Annotated in this window: 15 protein-coding genes and 1 pseudogene; 10 read left to right on the top strand and 6 right to left on the bottom strand. The window is 49.8% G+C overall.

Going from position 1 to position 16,184, the window contains the following annotated elements:
* Position 1: 1 nt before the first annotated feature.
* Positions 2-940: a metal ABC transporter solute-binding protein, Zn/Mn family gene (locus AC27N8_RS06410; protein ID WP_487065112.1), complete on the bottom strand. Its 939-nt coding sequence runs from the start codon at positions 938-940 to the stop codon at positions 2-4.
* Between the two features lie 378 nt (positions 941-1,318).
* Here AC27N8_RS06410 and AC27N8_RS06405 point away from each other — a divergent pair, with 378 nt between their 5' ends.
* Complete coding sequence (locus AC27N8_RS06405) at positions 1,319-1,708, top strand: SCO5389 family protein (RefSeq protein WP_487065110.1); 390 nt, start codon at positions 1,319-1,321, stop codon at positions 1,706-1,708.
* Positions 1,709-2,085: 377 nt separating this feature from the next.
* Positions 2,086-2,613, top strand: coding sequence for a hypothetical protein (locus AC27N8_RS06400; RefSeq protein ID WP_487065108.1), 528 nt, complete (start codon positions 2,086-2,088; stop codon positions 2,611-2,613).
* 100 nt (positions 2,614-2,713) lie between these two features.
* Here AC27N8_RS06400 and AC27N8_RS06395 read toward each other — a convergent pair whose 3' ends face one another.
* On the bottom strand, positions 2,714-3,547 hold the full coding sequence (locus AC27N8_RS06395; RefSeq protein WP_487065106.1) for a TlyA family RNA methyltransferase: 834 nt from the start codon (positions 3,545-3,547) through the stop codon (positions 2,714-2,716).
* Between the two features lie 196 nt (positions 3,548-3,743).
* Between AC27N8_RS06395 and AC27N8_RS06390 the strand changes: the two genes are divergently transcribed.
* Complete coding sequence (locus AC27N8_RS06390; protein ID WP_487065104.1) at positions 3,744-3,950, top strand: heavy-metal-associated domain-containing protein; 207 nt, start codon at positions 3,744-3,746, stop codon at positions 3,948-3,950.
* Between the two features lie 123 nt (positions 3,951-4,073).
* On the opposite strand, the gene AC27N8_RS06385 is transcribed toward AC27N8_RS06390, so the two are convergent.
* The gene (locus AC27N8_RS06385) at positions 4,074-4,628 is read right to left on the bottom strand and encodes a hypothetical protein (RefSeq protein ID WP_487065102.1); all 555 of its coding nucleotides are present in this window, start codon (positions 4,626-4,628) and stop codon (positions 4,074-4,076) included.
* 332 nt (positions 4,629-4,960) lie between these two features.
* On the opposite strand from AC27N8_RS06385, the gene AC27N8_RS06380 reads away from it, so the two are divergent.
* Positions 4,961-6,796 carry an efflux RND transporter periplasmic adaptor subunit gene (locus AC27N8_RS06380; protein ID WP_487065100.1) on the top strand — a complete coding sequence of 612 codons (1,836 nt, stop codon included), beginning with the start codon at positions 4,961-4,963 and terminating at the stop codon, positions 6,794-6,796.
* A 91-nt stretch (positions 6,797-6,887) separates the two neighbouring features.
* On the opposite strand, the gene AC27N8_RS06375 is transcribed toward AC27N8_RS06380, so the two are convergent.
* Positions 6,888-7,949, bottom strand: a complete 1,062-nt coding sequence (locus tag AC27N8_RS06375; RefSeq protein ID WP_487065098.1) for a phospholipase D-like domain-containing protein — start codon at positions 7,947-7,949, stop codon at positions 6,888-6,890.
* 350 nt (positions 7,950-8,299) lie between these two features.
* Between AC27N8_RS06375 and AC27N8_RS06370 the strand changes: the two genes are divergently transcribed.
* The 6 genes and pseudogenes from AC27N8_RS06370 (at position 8,300) to AC27N8_RS06345 (ending at position 12,855) form a co-directional block, all read left to right on the top strand.
* Positions 8,300-10,369 (top strand): alpha-amylase family glycosyl hydrolase, encoded by a 2,070-nt coding sequence (locus AC27N8_RS06370; protein ID WP_487065096.1) that lies wholly within the window; start codon positions 8,300-8,302, stop codon positions 10,367-10,369.
* Positions 10,370-10,686: 317 nt separating this feature from the next.
* Positions 10,687-11,025, top strand: coding sequence for a tetratricopeptide repeat protein (locus AC27N8_RS06365; protein WP_487065095.1), 339 nt, complete (start codon positions 10,687-10,689; stop codon positions 11,023-11,025).
* A 96-nt stretch (positions 11,026-11,121) separates the two neighbouring features.
* Positions 11,122-11,661 (top strand): hypothetical protein, encoded by a 540-nt coding sequence (locus AC27N8_RS06360; protein WP_487065093.1) that lies wholly within the window; start codon positions 11,122-11,124, stop codon positions 11,659-11,661.
* A gap of 164 nt (positions 11,662-11,825) precedes the next feature.
* On the top strand, positions 11,826-12,560 hold the full coding sequence (locus AC27N8_RS06355) for a ferritin-like domain-containing protein (RefSeq protein WP_487065091.1): 735 nt from the start codon (positions 11,826-11,828) through the stop codon (positions 12,558-12,560).
* A pseudogene (locus AC27N8_RS06350) lies at positions 12,547-12,636 on the top strand (hypothetical protein); the annotation flags it as partial. The gene AC27N8_RS06355 and the pseudogene AC27N8_RS06350, both read left to right, overlap by 14 nt.
* Before the next feature lie 9 nt (positions 12,637-12,645).
* Positions 12,646-12,855, top strand: coding sequence for a hypothetical protein (locus AC27N8_RS06345; RefSeq protein WP_487065089.1), 210 nt, complete (start codon positions 12,646-12,648; stop codon positions 12,853-12,855).
* Between the two features lie 109 nt (positions 12,856-12,964).
* On the opposite strand, the gene AC27N8_RS06340 is transcribed toward AC27N8_RS06345, so the two are convergent.
* Both AC27N8_RS06340 and AC27N8_RS06335 read right to left on the bottom strand, forming a co-directional pair.
* Positions 12,965-14,164 carry an MFS transporter gene (locus AC27N8_RS06340; protein WP_487065087.1) on the bottom strand — a complete coding sequence of 400 codons (1,200 nt, stop codon included), beginning with the start codon at positions 14,162-14,164 and terminating at the stop codon, positions 12,965-12,967.
* A gap of 346 nt (positions 14,165-14,510) precedes the next feature.
* On the bottom strand, positions 14,511-16,004 hold the full coding sequence (locus AC27N8_RS06335; RefSeq protein ID WP_487065085.1) for an aldehyde dehydrogenase family protein: 1,494 nt from the start codon (positions 16,002-16,004) through the stop codon (positions 14,511-14,513).
* Between the last annotated feature and the right edge of the window lie 180 nt (positions 16,005-16,184).

Genomic DNA, 16,184 nt, shown 5'->3' with positions numbered 1-16,184 from the left:
TTTACTTGCCGGTGGCCTGAGCCAGTGCGGACTCTATACCTTGCAGTTGTGTCGTCTGCCAGTCCTGGTACAACGCGGTCGCCGGAGTCAGGGTTTCCGTAATCGTTGCCACCGGAATATGATTGTTCTTCGCCAGCGTGATCAGCGCCTGAATGTTATTGGGCGTATTCTGGGAGTTGTAGATCAGGATCTTGATCTGCTTCTGGCGAATCTGCTGCTCTACAGCGGCCTGATCAGCTGCTGAAATGTCTTCTCCTTCCGAGACAGCTTTCAGGTATGGATACGGCGTGATCAGTTTCAATCCCAACGCCGGAGCGAGATACGAGAAGATGCTCTCGGTAGCCCCAACCGGTGTCCCGCTGTATTTTGCTTTGATGCTAGTGATCAGATAGTGATACTGCTTGAGTCCCGTTGTCTGAAACGCCTGCGCTGATTGGGTAAACGCGCTGGCATCGGCTGGATCGAGTATTTTCAAATCGTCACGGATTTTGTTGACCATAGTAGTGACGTAAGCGGGGTTGTACCACATGTGGGGATTATCTCCCTCACGCTTCCCATTGAAATTACCTACATTGAGCACTTTACGCCCACTTACCGGGTTGGCTTGTAAGAGTTTGTCCGCCCAGGGATCATAGCCTGCTCCATTTACAATCACATACTGAGCCTGCTCCACGATACGTGCATCAGGATTGGTCGGCTCATAGCTATGAGGATCAGCATTGGGGTCTACAATAATGCTGGTGACATGCACATGGTCGCCACCTACTTGAGCGGCGATACTGCCCCAAAAATTTTCAGCCGCCACGACTTGAATAGGCCCGCTGTTCTTCCCACTCGTTGTGGGTGATTGAAAGGTCGTGCCACAGGCCGCAAGTCCCACGCTGATGAGTAGCATCAGGCCGCAAGCCACGCGTGGCAAAAAATAGTATCGAGAGAACATGATGAGTTCCTCCTTGAAGGAAAATAGCGTCGCCTCTCACCAGAGAAGCAAGAGAGCATCCAGAAAAGAGTTGAGAGCATGCAGGCACCTCTTTTTATTGATATATCGTCTCGATAATAGCAATAATGAGATAATATGTCAATAAGCTTATGGAAAAGGACATTTAAATCTCCACATAGCCTTATGACAATTCACTGATAAATGAGATCTGGTATCAATATTGAACTGAAAACCTCTTGCTTTTCTCCAGATCTCATGGCATACTTTTCTTGTTAAATGAGACATCATCTCATTTGCATCTTTATCATTGTAAACAGCATGGCTTTTTCTCGCTTCAATAGGGGGAGAGAAAGTTCACAACAAAAAAGGAGTATCATAATGTCTCTTACTGTTTCACCGGCATTACTGGAGCAGGCCCAACAGGGCGATGTATCACAGAACGACTTTCTCTCCTGTATCAAGGAGTCGCTTCCCTATGCCTGGCAACTCATCGAAAATCTTGCAGGCAGGCTCAGTCAGAGCGAGGCCAGCTTCGTTGACAATCAAACGCCACCTCCCAGTGAGCAGGCGCGCGGCCAATTACTGCGCGTCCTCGCCAGTGACTCCATGCGTGGAGCTTTAGAGGATTATTTTGGCGTGAAATTGGCCTTCCAGAACTGTCATCGTGTTGCCCTCTTCCAGAAGGATCGGCTCGACGAGAGCTACGAAGCGTTTATTTCACCCAGAAGTCAACTCTTAAACCAGAGTCCCGAACTCGTCGATTGTTAGCGAGAAAGGCAGGGGTCTCAGCGTCGAGCCTCCTGCCCTTCTCGTCTTTTGAGCCTGCCAGCTCAGTAAAACCTGAGCCGTATGACAATAAGGAGCTTTTTTGTGAGGACAGATGATCTCCCACGCGGAGAATGATAAAAGGATTAGAACAGGCTCTATATGAGAAGCATGCGAAATGATCTTTAATCTTGTCCAGATGTTATCCAATGTTATCTAGATGATAGGTAATGATCTTTCTTGCTCGGCGGACATTGCGTAGTATTGAGCTATAGAAATACAGCGTAAGAGAGAAAAAGGTATCAAGCGATCTTCTCTCGCAACGTTTTTGTGCTTCTACAGAGAGCAGAGTTCAATGTGTAAAGAAGAAAGGATTGGATATGTTGCGTCAATTGCCTCTTGGATCAAATACCGTGCGTCTGCTGTTCGTCCTCACACTTGTCGTGGTGGCCCTTGCTACTTTTTCGGCCTCGTCGGCTCACGCAGCCTCTCAACTGGTGGTAAAGCCCACCCAGAACTGTCAAATAGTGCTTGATAAGCTTCATCCGGGAGAGACCGTTTCACGCGTGCTATCACGGCAGTGTGCTCAAGCCAATCAGTCACTGGCAGCTCCACTGGCCAGTTCTCAGACTGTGCTTCTTATGACCTGGTACTCTGGGACATACTATACAGGAAGCTCGACTAGTATCTATGGATACTATGGCCCCTGTGATAGTTCTGGTTATGGAATTTCCAATTCCAATGGGTGGAACCCTGCATCTTTTAAGACCTGGAATAACTGCAGCTATACCCGTGAGTTTACAGGCGTCAATTATGGAGGATATTGTTACAATATTACGGGAAATGATCCGACCACATTAGGTTATGATAAATCTTTCTGGTTAACGTCTGGCTATGTGAGCTGCTAGAGATAGTGGCGTTCTCACTTTTTCTGTTCTCTGTCACACAAATCGATCGCAGCAGGGTAACTTGCTGCGATCGATTTGTGATTGGTCGCTTTGAATGATGTTACTCTTCGGTTGTGCTCCCGATACCCGCACTATTGATAATCGTGAGCAGCATCGTAGCATCGTAGTCCGATCTGATTTTTTCTCTTTGTTGTGTGAAGTGTAAAAAGAACTCGTTGACACCATGTTTGGGTTGTAGTGCTAATTTAGCTATATTGACAAGATATAAACCCGACTGCGTACCTGCATCAATAACGCGTTGCAATGCGGTCACGAGGAGCATCTGATCATCAATCTGGCCTGTGCGTCGTGCTATTGCATCATCGATCTCGAAGAGTGGCTTAAATAAGGTCAGGACTTCTCCTGAGCTAAGAAATTGCGCCACGATTGGCAGCGCTTTCGTCAATGAGAGGTATGAGAGATCGAGGGTGACTAGCGTTGGATCTGGTTGAAGCGTCAGAGAGAGTATATCGCTGAGATTTGTCCGTTCGAGGTTGCGAACACGTGGATGTAATTGAAGTTTTCCTAAAAGTTGACCAAATCCAGCGTCAACCGCGTAGACTAAAGCCGCATCTCGTTGCAGTAAACAATCGGTAAAGCCTCCGGTCGAGGCTCCACAATCGACAGCCACACGGCCTGTGACGTCGACATGGAAATAATCGAGGGCGGCTGCCAACTTATAACCGCCTCTACTGGCATACCGCTGCCTTCCTATCACCCGCACATCGGCATTTGAAGGTATCTTCGTGCCTGCTTTATCGATGCGCTGCCCAGCCACTAAAATCTTGCCAGCCATAATCCAGCGTTCAGCCTCGCGATCATTTTCGAAAAACCCTTGCTCTACCAGTACCTGCCTCAGTGGATAGGAGGGAACTTTTCCTGGTTTCTTTGGCATAAAAACTGCCTCCCTTAAGTTATATGAACCTTGAGTTATTATGAATGACTATAGCAGTTTTTTCTGCCTTTGCAAGCGAACAGTGCCTCCCTCTAAGGGGATAAATAGGTATTCATCCTAATAGACGTAGTGTGGATTGGTTTATATAATGCCTTTCATGGTAATTGTGTACATGAAGATGGAAGAGGTGAATACTATGCCAGAAACAACTATTACGCTGTCGCGCCTGAATTGTAGTGGATGTGTGCGAAATGTCACGAAGGCGCTTCTGACCATATCCGGAGTTGAGATTGTGCAGACCGACATTCCTACTAGATCAGTCCGCCTGCGCTATAACGGCGATCAGACGCCCCTGGAGCAGATCAAAAACGTGCTCGCTGCAGCCGGTTACCCCATAAAGTAGCGTCGTACGCTCGCGTACGATGTCCCACTCGACGTACGATCAGGCAGGCCCGCGTGGAGCGCCGAGATTCAACTGGCTCATATGAGTCCCAGGGACATCGTACGCGAGCGTACGACGCTACATTTATCCAGCAGTCAATGAGAAATTGCCGCGCAGAGCCATCGGCCCATCATATGTCCAGGACCGGACCTCCTGGAATTCTGGAGCGGCGTACACCAGATTGAGTGGTGTGGGTTGGAATGTGACGTGAAGTTGTGGACCTTGTCCCGTTACGTGATACTCCATCGATGTGCGATAGACGGCACGCTTTTTGTGTGGATGAGCTCCGATCTCCGCAGGCATACTATCAAGTTCGCGCTCGAATAAGCGCAGCAGGACATTCACGAGTGCCAGCGGCGTCTCCTGCTGGACGAGTAGGACTTCTTGCCAGCCTTCGGACGATCCGGGTTGTGTGGGCTGTGCCAGGCTGAGCAGAATCTGCCTGGAAATTTGTTGCTGATCGACTATTCCATTATTGACAAAGTAGCCGCTGACTCTCCAATCGGGATAACTCGGCCGAAGGCTATCTCCACACTTACAGGGATTACAATCGCAGGGATCGCATGAGCAAGAGTCTCCACGCGCACCAAATGTATGACCTTTGATGGCAGAACGCTGGCGGGGTTGTAGCATAATCATCGTGTTGTATTTCCTTCGCTTGATGGAGCAATATAGTAACTCTGAGTGATAGTGGTTAGCTAAAGAGACAATGTGTACCAGAAGAAGGGCATTCGATTTTGACTCGTAAGGCCCGTCTTACAATTCAAGCTTTTTATACATTTCTTGCCCTGCTTATTAAGAATACTTATAAGCGATGAGCCTGTCAAGAGATGATTGGAATATTCAATTCAACTTTTTCTCTTGTGCGTGCCTATACACTGATTCTGGTGCCTCTATTACGCTGTGTTTAATATTTTTTGCATCGGTGATAGGGCTCTGCGCTGTGATTCATAGAGAAAGAAGGTTGTTGTATGTCTCAGCAGTCACCAGATCGATTGCGTGAGTCGATCGACTCTGATCGTGGCTTCGTAATCGAGGATAGAGAGCAGAGGTTGTATGAGCATGGGTCTCGTCGCAAAAAAAGCATCAGATTTATGCTTATCCTCTGCTTGTTGTTACCCTTCGGCTTCCTCTTTCCCGCTGCCGGTAGTGGAGCCGCACCCACGTATCAGATTCAGGAGGTGTCACAGGGAGATTACGATGTCACGGTGTATGCGGGCGGATTGATCGAAAACAATGTGTATAATCTTATCTTTCAGAGTGGCCCATCTAATCTTATCAGTGAAATTGATGTCAAGCAAGGACAAAAGGTTGTGCAGGGACAAGTCCTGGGACGCTTGAATACGGTCCCTTTGCAGGATAATCTTAATCTGGCCTATGCTTCGGTGAAAGTGGCCAGAGCTAACGTTGATAGCGAGATCAGGTATGCGAATTCTGCTCGTGATTTTAAGAATGCGAAGATACATGCAGCCTGGACTTCATTACATGCGGCACAAAATAATCAAAATGCCGTCAATCAACAATCTGATACCCTGAATCAGACGGCCAATGACATCATCAATGATGATCATAAAATTTTGGATGCTCAGCGGAAGGCCGAACGTCTTTTGATCCAGCATGCTGATATCTTGCGTCAGCAAACGATTAACCTCACCTGTGCTCAAGATCTGCTCGCGCTCACTGTCACCCCTACAACTTCCATCACTGCCACACCGACAGTATCCATTCCATCTGCATTTACGGTGTCGGAGCCAGGCGACGTGTATGCTGGTTGTGTGCAACAGGCCAATGCTTTATACAGACTGGACGTGGCTAACGCTCATGCCAGCGTCACTGTGGCTAAAGAGCAAGTGAATAAGGATCAACAAACATTAAATCAGGTGCAAGCTACCATCAATGTCAACAATACCAGTGTTCAAGGCCAGGTTGATGTGGCCAACAGTTTTATCGATGTGGCTAAGACCGATGATGTGTATGCTTCGGCTCTGGCTCAGGTCACTGCCAGCCAGGGGCAACTCTATCTGGCGCAGCTCCAGGTGAATACCGCCAGACATAATCTCGCCAATGCCACCTTGCGTGCTCCTCATGACGGTATTGTCACTGGCATCAATGGAACAATCGATGGTGCTCCGGGCGTTCAGCCTGATCCTGCCTTTAATAATGGTGCGGCTCCACCCGGTGTTTTTATTCAGTTGACCGACTACTCTACGTTGGGACGAATTATTGTCAATGTGGGAGAAGCCGATATTCTTAAAATAAGGTTAGGGCAGGTAGCTCAATTTACCATGAAGGCTTTTGGATATCGCCCATTTACTGCTCGTGTTGGTGCGATCTCGCCTAACGGCGTCAACGATGCAGCTATTAATTATCCTGTCTTTCTCGATATTGATGAGGCAAGCCTCCACGGCTTAAAGCCCTATTCTAATATGAGTGCCAATAGTATCATGAATGTGCTGCACGATCCTAATGTGCTGATCATCCCGTCTGGTGCGATCGACTTTTCTCATACGATGAGCACAAATTTGAATGCTCCGGTGAGCATGCAGCGGATGCAGGATGCACAGAGTGAAGCGGATAACATGCTTGCTCGGCTGATAGAGAATAAGCCTGAATTAGCACAACAGGCACTCCCGCCCATGGCAAGCTTTGTTTTTGAGCCAGTTGGGAATGGGGCTAGCCAGACGTTTAAGGTGAAACCAGTTGTGTTGCTGGGGATCACAAATAATTACAGCTACGAGGTGCTTCAGGGACTGAAGGCAGGCGAACGTATCGTGGCAGGAATCGATACAGGCAAGAAGACGCCGTAAGTTCTTTTCCCGTTGCGATACGTTGACGCTGTGCTTCTAATTGGTCGCTATGTGGGCTCGGTATTGACGATGATTTTTGCTTGTATGCAGTTTAATGAAGATGCTGCTTTTTGGCTAACTTCTGTGCGAAGTTCCAATCGGCCTCGTACGTCTTCAGCAAATGCGACACGATCGTTTTGTTCGAGATCAGGATGCCGACGTCACGGCTGTATCTCAGTGATTGATGGCTGAGATTTTGCGAACCGACAAAGGCGAGCTGTTTGTCTATAATGATCATTTTTGCATGTATGAAATATTCCGGAGTGACATTGACCGCAACGGTTGGCATCAGCTCACGATAGGTCTCGCTATTATCTGCCGAAGGTGCTCCTGGCACAGAAGGCGTGAGCGGCGGGAGCATGATCTGGACATTCACTCCCTGGCTGGCCGCATGCAGCAAGATTTTCTTCAGGTTGAGACTGCCGTTCCCTGGAGGGTCATTCAGATATTCCATTTGCATGAAGATACTGTGCTGGGCGCTTTTCAAGAGGACTGGGAGGACTGTGATGGCGTTGACATCGCTGACTACGAGGTTGGATGTGGCTGGGATCGCTGGTAGGTTGCGACCATTCTGGTCAGCGAGAAAAATAGCCTTGAGCAAGGCAATATCCTCAGGATTGGTATCACCGATAATATATTCGCGGTTCGCGTAGCCTGCGTGATTGCCTCCAAGTGCCTGAGCCGTAAAGTTGGCGGTCATGATATAGGCGCAGGCGTGACCAGGGACGTCCGCATCTACCAGGATGAATTTCGCATGATGCATGGTGACTGGATCGTCATCGATTTGAATGCCTCTATTTGGTAGGACCCAACGGGGAAAGCGATGCGAACGTGTTGGATCAAGGCTATCAGGCAGGCTGGGTTGATGGTAGAGCAGGCGTAGATCCAGATCTGGCTGGGCAGCTTTTTTTTGTAGCAACATCTGGGCGACTTTATCGTTATCGAAGAGATACATCTCGATCCATAGCGACTTCTTTGCTCCGGCGATGATGTCTTGAATGACTTTCAAACCTGCTTCGGGTTCGATGCCGGTCAGAGCAACATGGGTGCTGGCTCCAGGTGGTAGCGGATGCACGAAGGTTGGTTTCGGTGGGAGGTTGTGGTGCGTGTCCATCAGGAACTCACTTTCAATAGTTCTTTTTTACTTAGTGTATTACCACAAAACGTGTTGGGTGTCATGAGTATAATGCATAGAAGGAGAGTAATGTCTGGGCTGTTTCTTTTCCGATCCGTTGGTAGGATACCGCAATTTGGTAGAATACTGCAATAGTATAACGTAGCCAGGCTTGCTTTTCTATAGACTCGAGAAAGACAACCGCTATTTTTCTGCCATCTCTCCTAATTGTCGCCATCTCTGACACTTTTTCTGCCTTGATTCCATATTATAATTGAGATGTTATTCTCATCTATATCCTTCCTGAGACGCAATCAATAATATGTGTGGTGTGAAAGGTAAAGTTATTTATGCAAGCAGTCGATGTGCCACTACAGCAGGTGGCGGATCTCCTCGTGCACAAGAGGACTCATTTTGCGTTATGGCGTCCAGCCGTAACGAATCCAGCGCCCCGGCTCATTATCGGAACGTTTGAGCCTGGAAATCCTCCGAGGTTGGCGCAGCAACAAACATTCACTTTATCTCCTTCGGAAAAAGGGAAAGATCTGTGGGAGATTGCAGCCAAAGACTGTCTGCTTGAAAATAATCGCGTCTATCACTACTGGTTTGAAGTTACCGATACCAATCTTTATAAAGAGAGCCATCCGTTGATCTGGTGTACCGATCCACTGGCACTCAGCGTCGATTGGCGCCTGCTTGCTCCTCGCCCAGAAGACCCGGCGTTCGGCGAAGAGGATCGTTATCCGGCGACCATCGCGCTCTATAAAGATGGCGAACTGGTGCCGTGCGATCCCGAAGGACAGCGTCCCGACTGGCGCAATGATCCTCCGCTGGCGTCTCTGCCGGTGAATACACAACTTGTAATTTATGAGTTGCCGACTGCCTGGGCACGGACGCGCAAAGAAGGCGGCGTAATGGTGGCTGGCGGGACGTTTCGCGACGTGCTGGCGCTGGTCGATCCTAAAGCGATCCCCTTTAGCTTCTTTGGCCTGACCGTCTTGCAGGAGGGACGTTCCCATCTGCGCGACCTGGGGATCAATGCGCTGGAACTGCTTCCTCCCGCCGATAGCTATGTCAAAGGTGGCTGGGGATATGCGACGACAAATTATCTGGCCGCCGATGATGATCTGGGCGTGTATGGTCGAGGACAGAAGCCTGCTCCGATTACCGAGCTCTCGCGCTTGATTCGAGGATGCCATCAGAACGGTATTCGCTTCTTCGATGATGTCGTGATGGCTTTTTCTGCCCGCAATCCCTATCGCTCAATTAATTTCCCCGATTTTTTTGTCAGGGCGGATTCCGGCGATCCTGAAGAGTACTCCGAGGGCGTCAAGCGCGACGGTTTTGGCAGTGACCTGTTTAAATACAATCATGAAGTCGAGACGTATGATCCTGTCACCGGTGAGACGAAAAATCTGGTGCCCGCTCGCGCTTTTATGCTCACGGCACTCGATCATTGGATGCGCTTCTATCGCATCGATGGTATCCGTATCGATAGTATCGTCAACATTGCCAGCTGGGATTTCATCGCCAGTTATAAAGATCTTGGCCATCGCATCTATCAGGCTCGCTGGCAGGAGCAAGGGAATAAACCAGAAGAGGCCGGGGCTCGCTATCTGGTGACAGGTGAGGAGCTTGAGATGCCTCTCAACTTGATTCATCAGGAGCGTATCGATAGCCTCTGGAACGAATACTTCAAGCGTTATGTGCGCTCCGCCATCATGGGGAACAGTCATCCGGGCGAAGCGAGCTTTGAGGATACTGTGAAGAAGATGGTTGATTGCCGTTTGCTTGGCTTCGGCGATGGCTCTCAGGCGATCAATTATGTGACGTCCCACGATGTCGAAGGCTATGGCAACGAGCGACTCTACGACTTTCTTGAGAGCAATGGCATCTATGAGAAGGAGCAGCGTATCAAGCTCGCGTTTGCCTGTCTGATTACATCGGTCGGCGTGCCGATGATCCTGGCGGGCGAAGAGTTTGCTGACCAGCACGATGAACCTGTAGAAGGTCCAGAGAAGCAGCTCGATGCTGTCAATTTTGAGCGGCGAGATGATCCCTGGCGTGCCCGCATCGTGGATCATGTTTCCCGACTGGTCAGGCTGCGCACCGATTACGAGGCGCTCTGGATCAATGATACCACCTTTATTCATAGCGACTTTACTGAAGGGAAACGTGTCATGGCCTGGGTTCGTGGCGAGATCGGAAGCCGTCATATGGTTGTCATCCTTGCCAATTTCAGCGATTATATCACCCCAGACGCCAACAAGAAAACCTCTGAATATGTCGTGTCGAATTGGCCGCAACTGCCCGATGGATTGCGTTGGCATGAGGTCACTCAGAATCGTTCCGTCTCGTCCACGTGGGCTGGTCGTGAACCCATCTTTCCCTGGGAAGCCAAGGTTTATGTAGCTCTTTAGTATCCAGCATGTGCACAACGCCGTGCACCTTGCCTCCTCTGCCCAATTCAGTAACATTGCCTGATCGCCTCCTACTGACATGCTCGACATTCTATCCTCCCCTGCTCGCTCCATAAGCTAGCGAGCTATAATCTTGAATCCCCCATTTTGTGAACTACTTCACAAAAAAACTGTGAAATATTGAATTACTTTCTGCGAGATAGCAAGGTATACTTATTCTTTACGTACTGTTTTGTGGGGGATTGCAAGTCGTGTTGTGCGTAAAAGCCGAGATCTCTTGCATCTGGTTTGAACTATTCAGGAGCAGGAATGTAGTTATGGAATATGTCGACATTGCTAAAGTAGCGCACGGCGACACAGCGCTGCATCAAAAGCAGGATAATCAGACCGAAGCTGATGCGTACTATCGACGTGCCGTCGCTATACGCGAACGCTTTTGGGGTCTGGATGCTCTCCTCACCGCTGATTGCCTCTATCAACTGGCCGAAACTTTATCCGCACAGGGTCACGTGATCAATGCTCAAGCGCTTTACCAACGCGCTTTGACTATCTACGAACAGTATACGAGCGCCGGCAATCAATGCACCAATAGCCAACTCGAGCGTTATACAGCCCTCAAAGAACGGCTAGCCTCATCTCCCATGCTCATAAAGTAGCATCTGATGCTTACCTTTGGCTAACTTGATCTATTTCTGCTTGTCTTGTATAGTAGCGACAGAGAAGAAACGCGTCATCAAGGCGAGAGGAGGAGCATGAAAAAACGATTCGCACTATTTAATACTTCAAAATTTAATGGATGGGAAAGTTGCTTCCATTATTTCATGGAACGGTCGGATACCTTTGCAATTATCTTTCAAGGTGATCCACACGATACGACACCAGGAGAGTTAAATAAGGGAAAAAAAGAGTTTTTGGATTTGCCATCGATCACGATCACTCCCTATGGAGGAATGAAGGACAGCTTTATCTTCTCAGGGACGCTCACCAAAGCCGCACAAGATCTTTTTCTGCATGGTATAGCTCCTTCTTTCGAAGGATTTGTACCGGATCTATGGTGTTTTCAGTTTCTCAAAGGGGATAGTGTCACGCTCAGCGTTGAAGACTTTGGAGAGGCCTTTTTCTCCCTGGATGAAAGCGAATTAGCGGACCTGTCTTCCAGGGGAATCGATATAGAAAGCATGGACGAACTAAATACATCTGCTGCTGAGGCCGAAGAGGGTGCTTCAGATCTGGCTTTTGCAAAGCGCCATCTGGATGAACGTGCTGCAAGTGCCTCAGAGGATTTTAGTTAGGATCACGCAAGGAGCATCTTCTGCGTCACAGTGTGCTCTGGCGACGGTCTTTGCGGCATGGAGAACGGGTACGTAAGACATTTTCATCAACGTTTGCATAAGGTAATCTTCTTCCATCAGAGCAAAATTCATTATAACTGCTCTCTATGGAGGAATATCAAAATATGAGTGTTGATGAAAAAGTAAGATCGGTATTTGTTGCACATGACTGGTTACATTACTTCCAGGAGAATGCCCGACAGCGTATGTCGATTCCCTGGGAACTTGCGATCGTAGCAGATCAGCCTCTGCACAAGCCCCTGATACGCTCGCTCCAGCGCTTTCAAGTGGGAGAGCAAGGAGATGGTCATCATCTCCGCCATGCCTCTATCAAGACCCATGATCCCGCATATATCGCCGCCATTGAGCTTTTTGTCAAAGAGGAGCAGGAGCATAGTCGCCTGCTGGCAGGATTAATTAAAGGCATGGGGGGAAGCTTACTGGCATATCATTGGAGCGATACATGCTTTGTCATCCTGAGGCGTTCGCTCGGTCTGCGTCTGGAACTACTTGTCCTGCTGGTCGCTGAGATATTCGCCCAGGTCTACTACAAATTGCTCTATGATGGGACGACTGATACAGTCTTGCGCAGCGTCTTTGCACAGATTATCCATGATGAATACAGTCACGTAGCCTTTCATTGTGCTTATCTGAGCCAGGAATTTGCTCGCTATTCAGCCTTGACGCGCTGGCTGATTTACACAAGTTGGAAGCTTCTCTACATGTTCGTTTGTCTTGTCGTCATCTACGATCATCGGACACTCTTTCGGGCGCTTGAAGTGACTCCATCCACGTGCTGGCGGGAGTGTATGCAGACATTTCAAGCCTGCGACCTTTCCTCAGGCCATCATTCACGGTGACCTGGCGACGCTTAACTGCCTCTTTGAAGACGAGCGACTGGTCGTCTTCGTCGATTGGCAGGAGATCGGGGTCGGCGCGGCACTGTTGGATTTCGTCCAGACGGTGCAAGGCTTCTGTTTTGTCGATCAAGCAGCGGGCTCGGACTACTGGGCAATTTTTGATCCTGACCTCTACCGCGCACTCTATGAGAGTTATACCAGCGTGCGACCTTTCTCCCAGTACGAACTGGACCATCTCGACGACGTCTTGAGATATATCGGACTGACCCAGCCAGTCTGGTCCATGATCGCATAGGAACAATACCACCCCGGTCAGCCGATGATTGAGACGAATCTATACTATTGGAAGTATGGCCTGGATAAACTTACCCTTTTAGTGTTTTAATTGCGTTAAAGGTGCAAGATTACTCTGCTTTGCGGCGTGGTAGCAGCAGCAGCATGAGTACGGGGGCGAGCCCGAGTACGCCGAGGCCGCTAAGAACTCCGAAGCTGGCGCTGATGAATCCGATGGCGCCGGGTAATGCCATGATGACGGGTTCTCCCAGCCCAATGACGATGCGTACCACACCCGAACTGTCTGGTTTTCTGGCATATGCCTGGGCTTTAGCTAATGGATACCAACTTGCGCAGCTCAGACAGATCAGCAGTAATGCTACGATTATCAGCCAGAGAGAGTGTGTGAATAGCAGAAGGAGCACGCCGACTAATGTGATCAGGGAAGTAACGCCGAGCAGGAGCACGGATGAATGTTGTCCACGTTTGAGCAGATACTCGAGCACAAAGAGTCCAGCCATGGAGGCCAGCATTTGCAGAGTGACGATGAGTGCGATCATGGCCTCACTCACATGGAGAACGTCTCCCAGATAGAGGACGACAAAGCTCAGAAAGACTTCGTCGAGCATCGATGGGATGATGGTGAGTAGCGACCAGCGTAGCAACACTGGATCACGTAGTGCTTCACGCAGGCTTGCACGAATAGTGGTCTTTTCGTCTTCCTCCTCACTGGTGGAGGCCGTGGAGCGAGCTGGGAAACGCAGCGCGACTAATGCCAGCGCGGCGCTGAGCCAGAGTATGGCGGCCAGCCAACAGAGTTCTGTCCAGCCCAGATGGCAGGCCACGAAGGCAGCTACAACCAGCGGTGCCAGAAAATCGCCGATACTGCTTAAAAGAGTCCAGCGTGTCATGGTGAGCGAGCCATCGTTGGGAGCCGCATCGATCAAGACCGCTTGTGCCAGCTCAATAGCTGCTCCGCCAGCGGGAAAGCTTACGACGAAAGCTAGGAGTAGGAGAGCGTAGCTGGTAGTGCTTCCGATCAGTGCGTAAGAGACGGCCAACAGCACCAGACCCCCAAGAATCCAGGGACGCTTGGAGCCTCGATCGCTCAAGAGATTGATGAAGGGCTCAATTAGCATTCCGGAGAGTGCTGCGGCTGTAAACAGTAATCCAATCTGAACATAGTCCAGATGCAGGCGATCGCGCAGTAAGGGAAGGGCCACGACCGGGATGCCGGTGATCAATTCGTCCAGCAGGCCCATGGACAATAATATCGGGCGTGACCACATGCTGGTACGCGTACGAGGTCGAGAAAAAAGGCGCAGAGACATAACAATGAAATCCTCTCTGAAACTCTACAAACCATGAATACAGCAGAAATGTTCAGAGAGTCTGGTGGAGCACGGGCACGACGAAGTGGACCAGCAGTAGCTGGCTTCTGTGGTGCAGGTTCAGTGGATCTGGCGAACCTGACTATTAAGAGGTGAGAAAGTTAAGCGGGACCACGAATCATAGGGAAAAAAGCTCCTGGATACAATCTTCCGGGATAAACTTATTTCCTCTAGTATACCATATCAATCTGCTATAGCCGAGCTTAAATACATTTAAAATGTTGCATGGCTGGTTATTGCGCGATAACCAACCATGCATGATTGCAGCGTGAGCTGTCAGTTGACATTACAGGCCAATGCAGACCGACTTAACTTCCGTATAGTTTTCCAGTACCTCATGTCCCATCTCCCTGTTCCAGCCGCTCTGCTTATAGCCGCCGAAAGGTAGAGCTGCATCAAAGACGTTGTAGCAATTGATCCAGACGGTACCCGCACGTAGCTGAGCCGCTATGCGATGGGCTTTTGTAATATCATGTGTCCAGATGCCAGCAGCGAGTCCATAGTTGGTACCGTTGGCGACAGCGAGAAGATCGTCAAGATCGTTGAATGGCTGAGCCACCACGACTGGACCAAAGATCTCTTCTTGCACAACCTGCATCGAATGCTTGGTATCGACCAGCACGGTTGGCTCCACAAAGTATCCCTGCTTGCCGTGGCGATGGCCTCCGCTGAGAGGTCTTGCGCCCTCAGAAACGCCCGATTGGAGATAGCCAGTGACGCGTCGGAGCTGCTCATCAGAAACGAGTGGACCCATCTGTGTTGCTGGATCGAAACCGGAGCCCAGTTGGATCTTGCTTGCTTGTTCTGCGACTCCTTCGACAACCTTATCGAAGACGCCTTTTTCGATGTAGAGACGTGAACCCGCGCTGCAACATTGTCCATGATTGAAGAAGATGGCGTTGGAAGCTCCCGCAATTGCCGTCTCCAGATCCATATCCTTCAAAACGATGTTGGGTGACTTTCCACCCAGCTCCAATGAGACTTTTTTAAGGTTGCCAGTCGCGGCATGAACGATCAGCTTGCCAACTTCATTCGAGCCCGTAAAGGCGATCTTATCCACATCATCGTGAGCGGCCAGAGCGGCTCCAGCCGTCTCGCCATAGCCCGGAACGATATTGATGACGCCTGCTGGGAAGCCTGCCTCCTGGATCAGATCTCCCAGACGGAGAGCGGAGAGCGGTGTCTGCTCGGCGGGCTTGAGCACGATGGTGCAGCCAGCGGCCAGAGCCGGTGCGAGCTTCCAGGCAGCCATCAGAAGCGGGAAATTCCAGGGAATAATCTGTCCCACTACCCCGATGGGCTCGCGTAGCGTATACGCAAAATAGGGATTGCCCATTGAGAGGGGGATGGTGTTGCCCTCGATTTTGGAGGCCCAGCCAGCCATATAACGGAACATATCGACTGCCAGGGGGATATCTGCGACACGAGCCACTGAGAGCGGCTTACCATTATCCAGAGACTCCAATTGTGCGAACTCTTCGCTATGTTGTTCAATCAGATCGGCTAACTTCCAGATCCTCTGCCCTCGCTCCGACGCCGTCATCTTGCGCCAGGGACCATCATCAAAGGCGCGGCGAGCGGCCTGAACGGCACGATTGATGTCTTCTTTATCGCCCTCGGCGACATGTGCCAGCACCTCTCCGGTCGCGGGATCGTAGACGGGGAAGGTCTTTCCTGAAGCTGCATTCATCCATGCGCCATCGATAAGCATCTTGCGTGGTTGAGCAATAAAACGACTTACTTCTGGTGCCACTTGTGTCTTTTGCTTGGAAACAGCCATGTCTCACACCTTTCAGTTATGATCGAAATGGGATCGATCAGCGTTGTCAGCGTTGACAACATTTTTTGTACACATGAGGAGCGTCGTAGATTTTAGCTTGACTCAGGAAATAGTCTGTTGGAGAACGTGTGTATACGATGACTCAATATACAGGGAGTAGTAAGTTTCAGTTGTACGGAC

The organism is Dictyobacter sp. Z7_2, from assembly GCF_057551105.1.
This window is presented reverse-complemented; position numbering and strand designations above follow the sequence as displayed.

Coding starts and splice junctions, on each gene's coding strand:
- AC27N8_RS06395 (WP_487065106.1), bottom strand. CDS start 3,547: ATGCCAAAGAAACCAGGAAAAGTTCCCTCCTATCCACTGAGGCAGGTA.
- AC27N8_RS06400 (WP_487065108.1), top strand. CDS start 2,086: ATGTTGCGTCAATTGCCTCTTGGATCAAATACCGTGCGTCTGCTGTTC.
- AC27N8_RS06385 (WP_487065102.1), bottom strand. CDS start 4,628: ATGATTATGCTACAACCCCGCCAGCGTTCTGCCATCAAAGGTCATACA.
- AC27N8_RS06365 (WP_487065095.1), top strand. CDS start 10,687: ATGGAATATGTCGACATTGCTAAAGTAGCGCACGGCGACACAGCGCTG.
- AC27N8_RS06405 (WP_487065110.1), top strand. CDS start 1,319: ATGTCTCTTACTGTTTCACCGGCATTACTGGAGCAGGCCCAACAGGGC.
- AC27N8_RS06370 (WP_487065096.1), top strand. CDS start 8,300: ATGCAAGCAGTCGATGTGCCACTACAGCAGGTGGCGGATCTCCTCGTG.
- AC27N8_RS06380 (WP_487065100.1), top strand. CDS start 4,961: ATGTCTCAGCAGTCACCAGATCGATTGCGTGAGTCGATCGACTCTGAT.
- AC27N8_RS06340 (WP_487065087.1), bottom strand. CDS start 14,164: ATGTCTCTGCGCCTTTTTTCTCGACCTCGTACGCGTACCAGCATGTGG.
- AC27N8_RS06375 (WP_487065098.1), bottom strand. CDS start 7,949: ATGGACACGCACCACAACCTCCCACCGAAACCAACCTTCGTGCATCCG.
- AC27N8_RS06360 (WP_487065093.1), top strand. CDS start 11,122: ATGAAAAAACGATTCGCACTATTTAATACTTCAAAATTTAATGGATGG.
- AC27N8_RS06355 (WP_487065091.1), top strand. CDS start 11,826: ATGAGTGTTGATGAAAAAGTAAGATCGGTATTTGTTGCACATGACTGG.
- AC27N8_RS06335 (WP_487065085.1), bottom strand. CDS start 16,004: ATGGCTGTTTCCAAGCAAAAGACACAAGTGGCACCAGAAGTAAGTCGT.
- AC27N8_RS06390 (WP_487065104.1), top strand. CDS start 3,744: ATGCCAGAAACAACTATTACGCTGTCGCGCCTGAATTGTAGTGGATGT.
- AC27N8_RS06410 (WP_487065112.1), bottom strand. CDS start 940: ATGTTCTCTCGATACTATTTTTTGCCACGCGTGGCTTGCGGCCTGATG.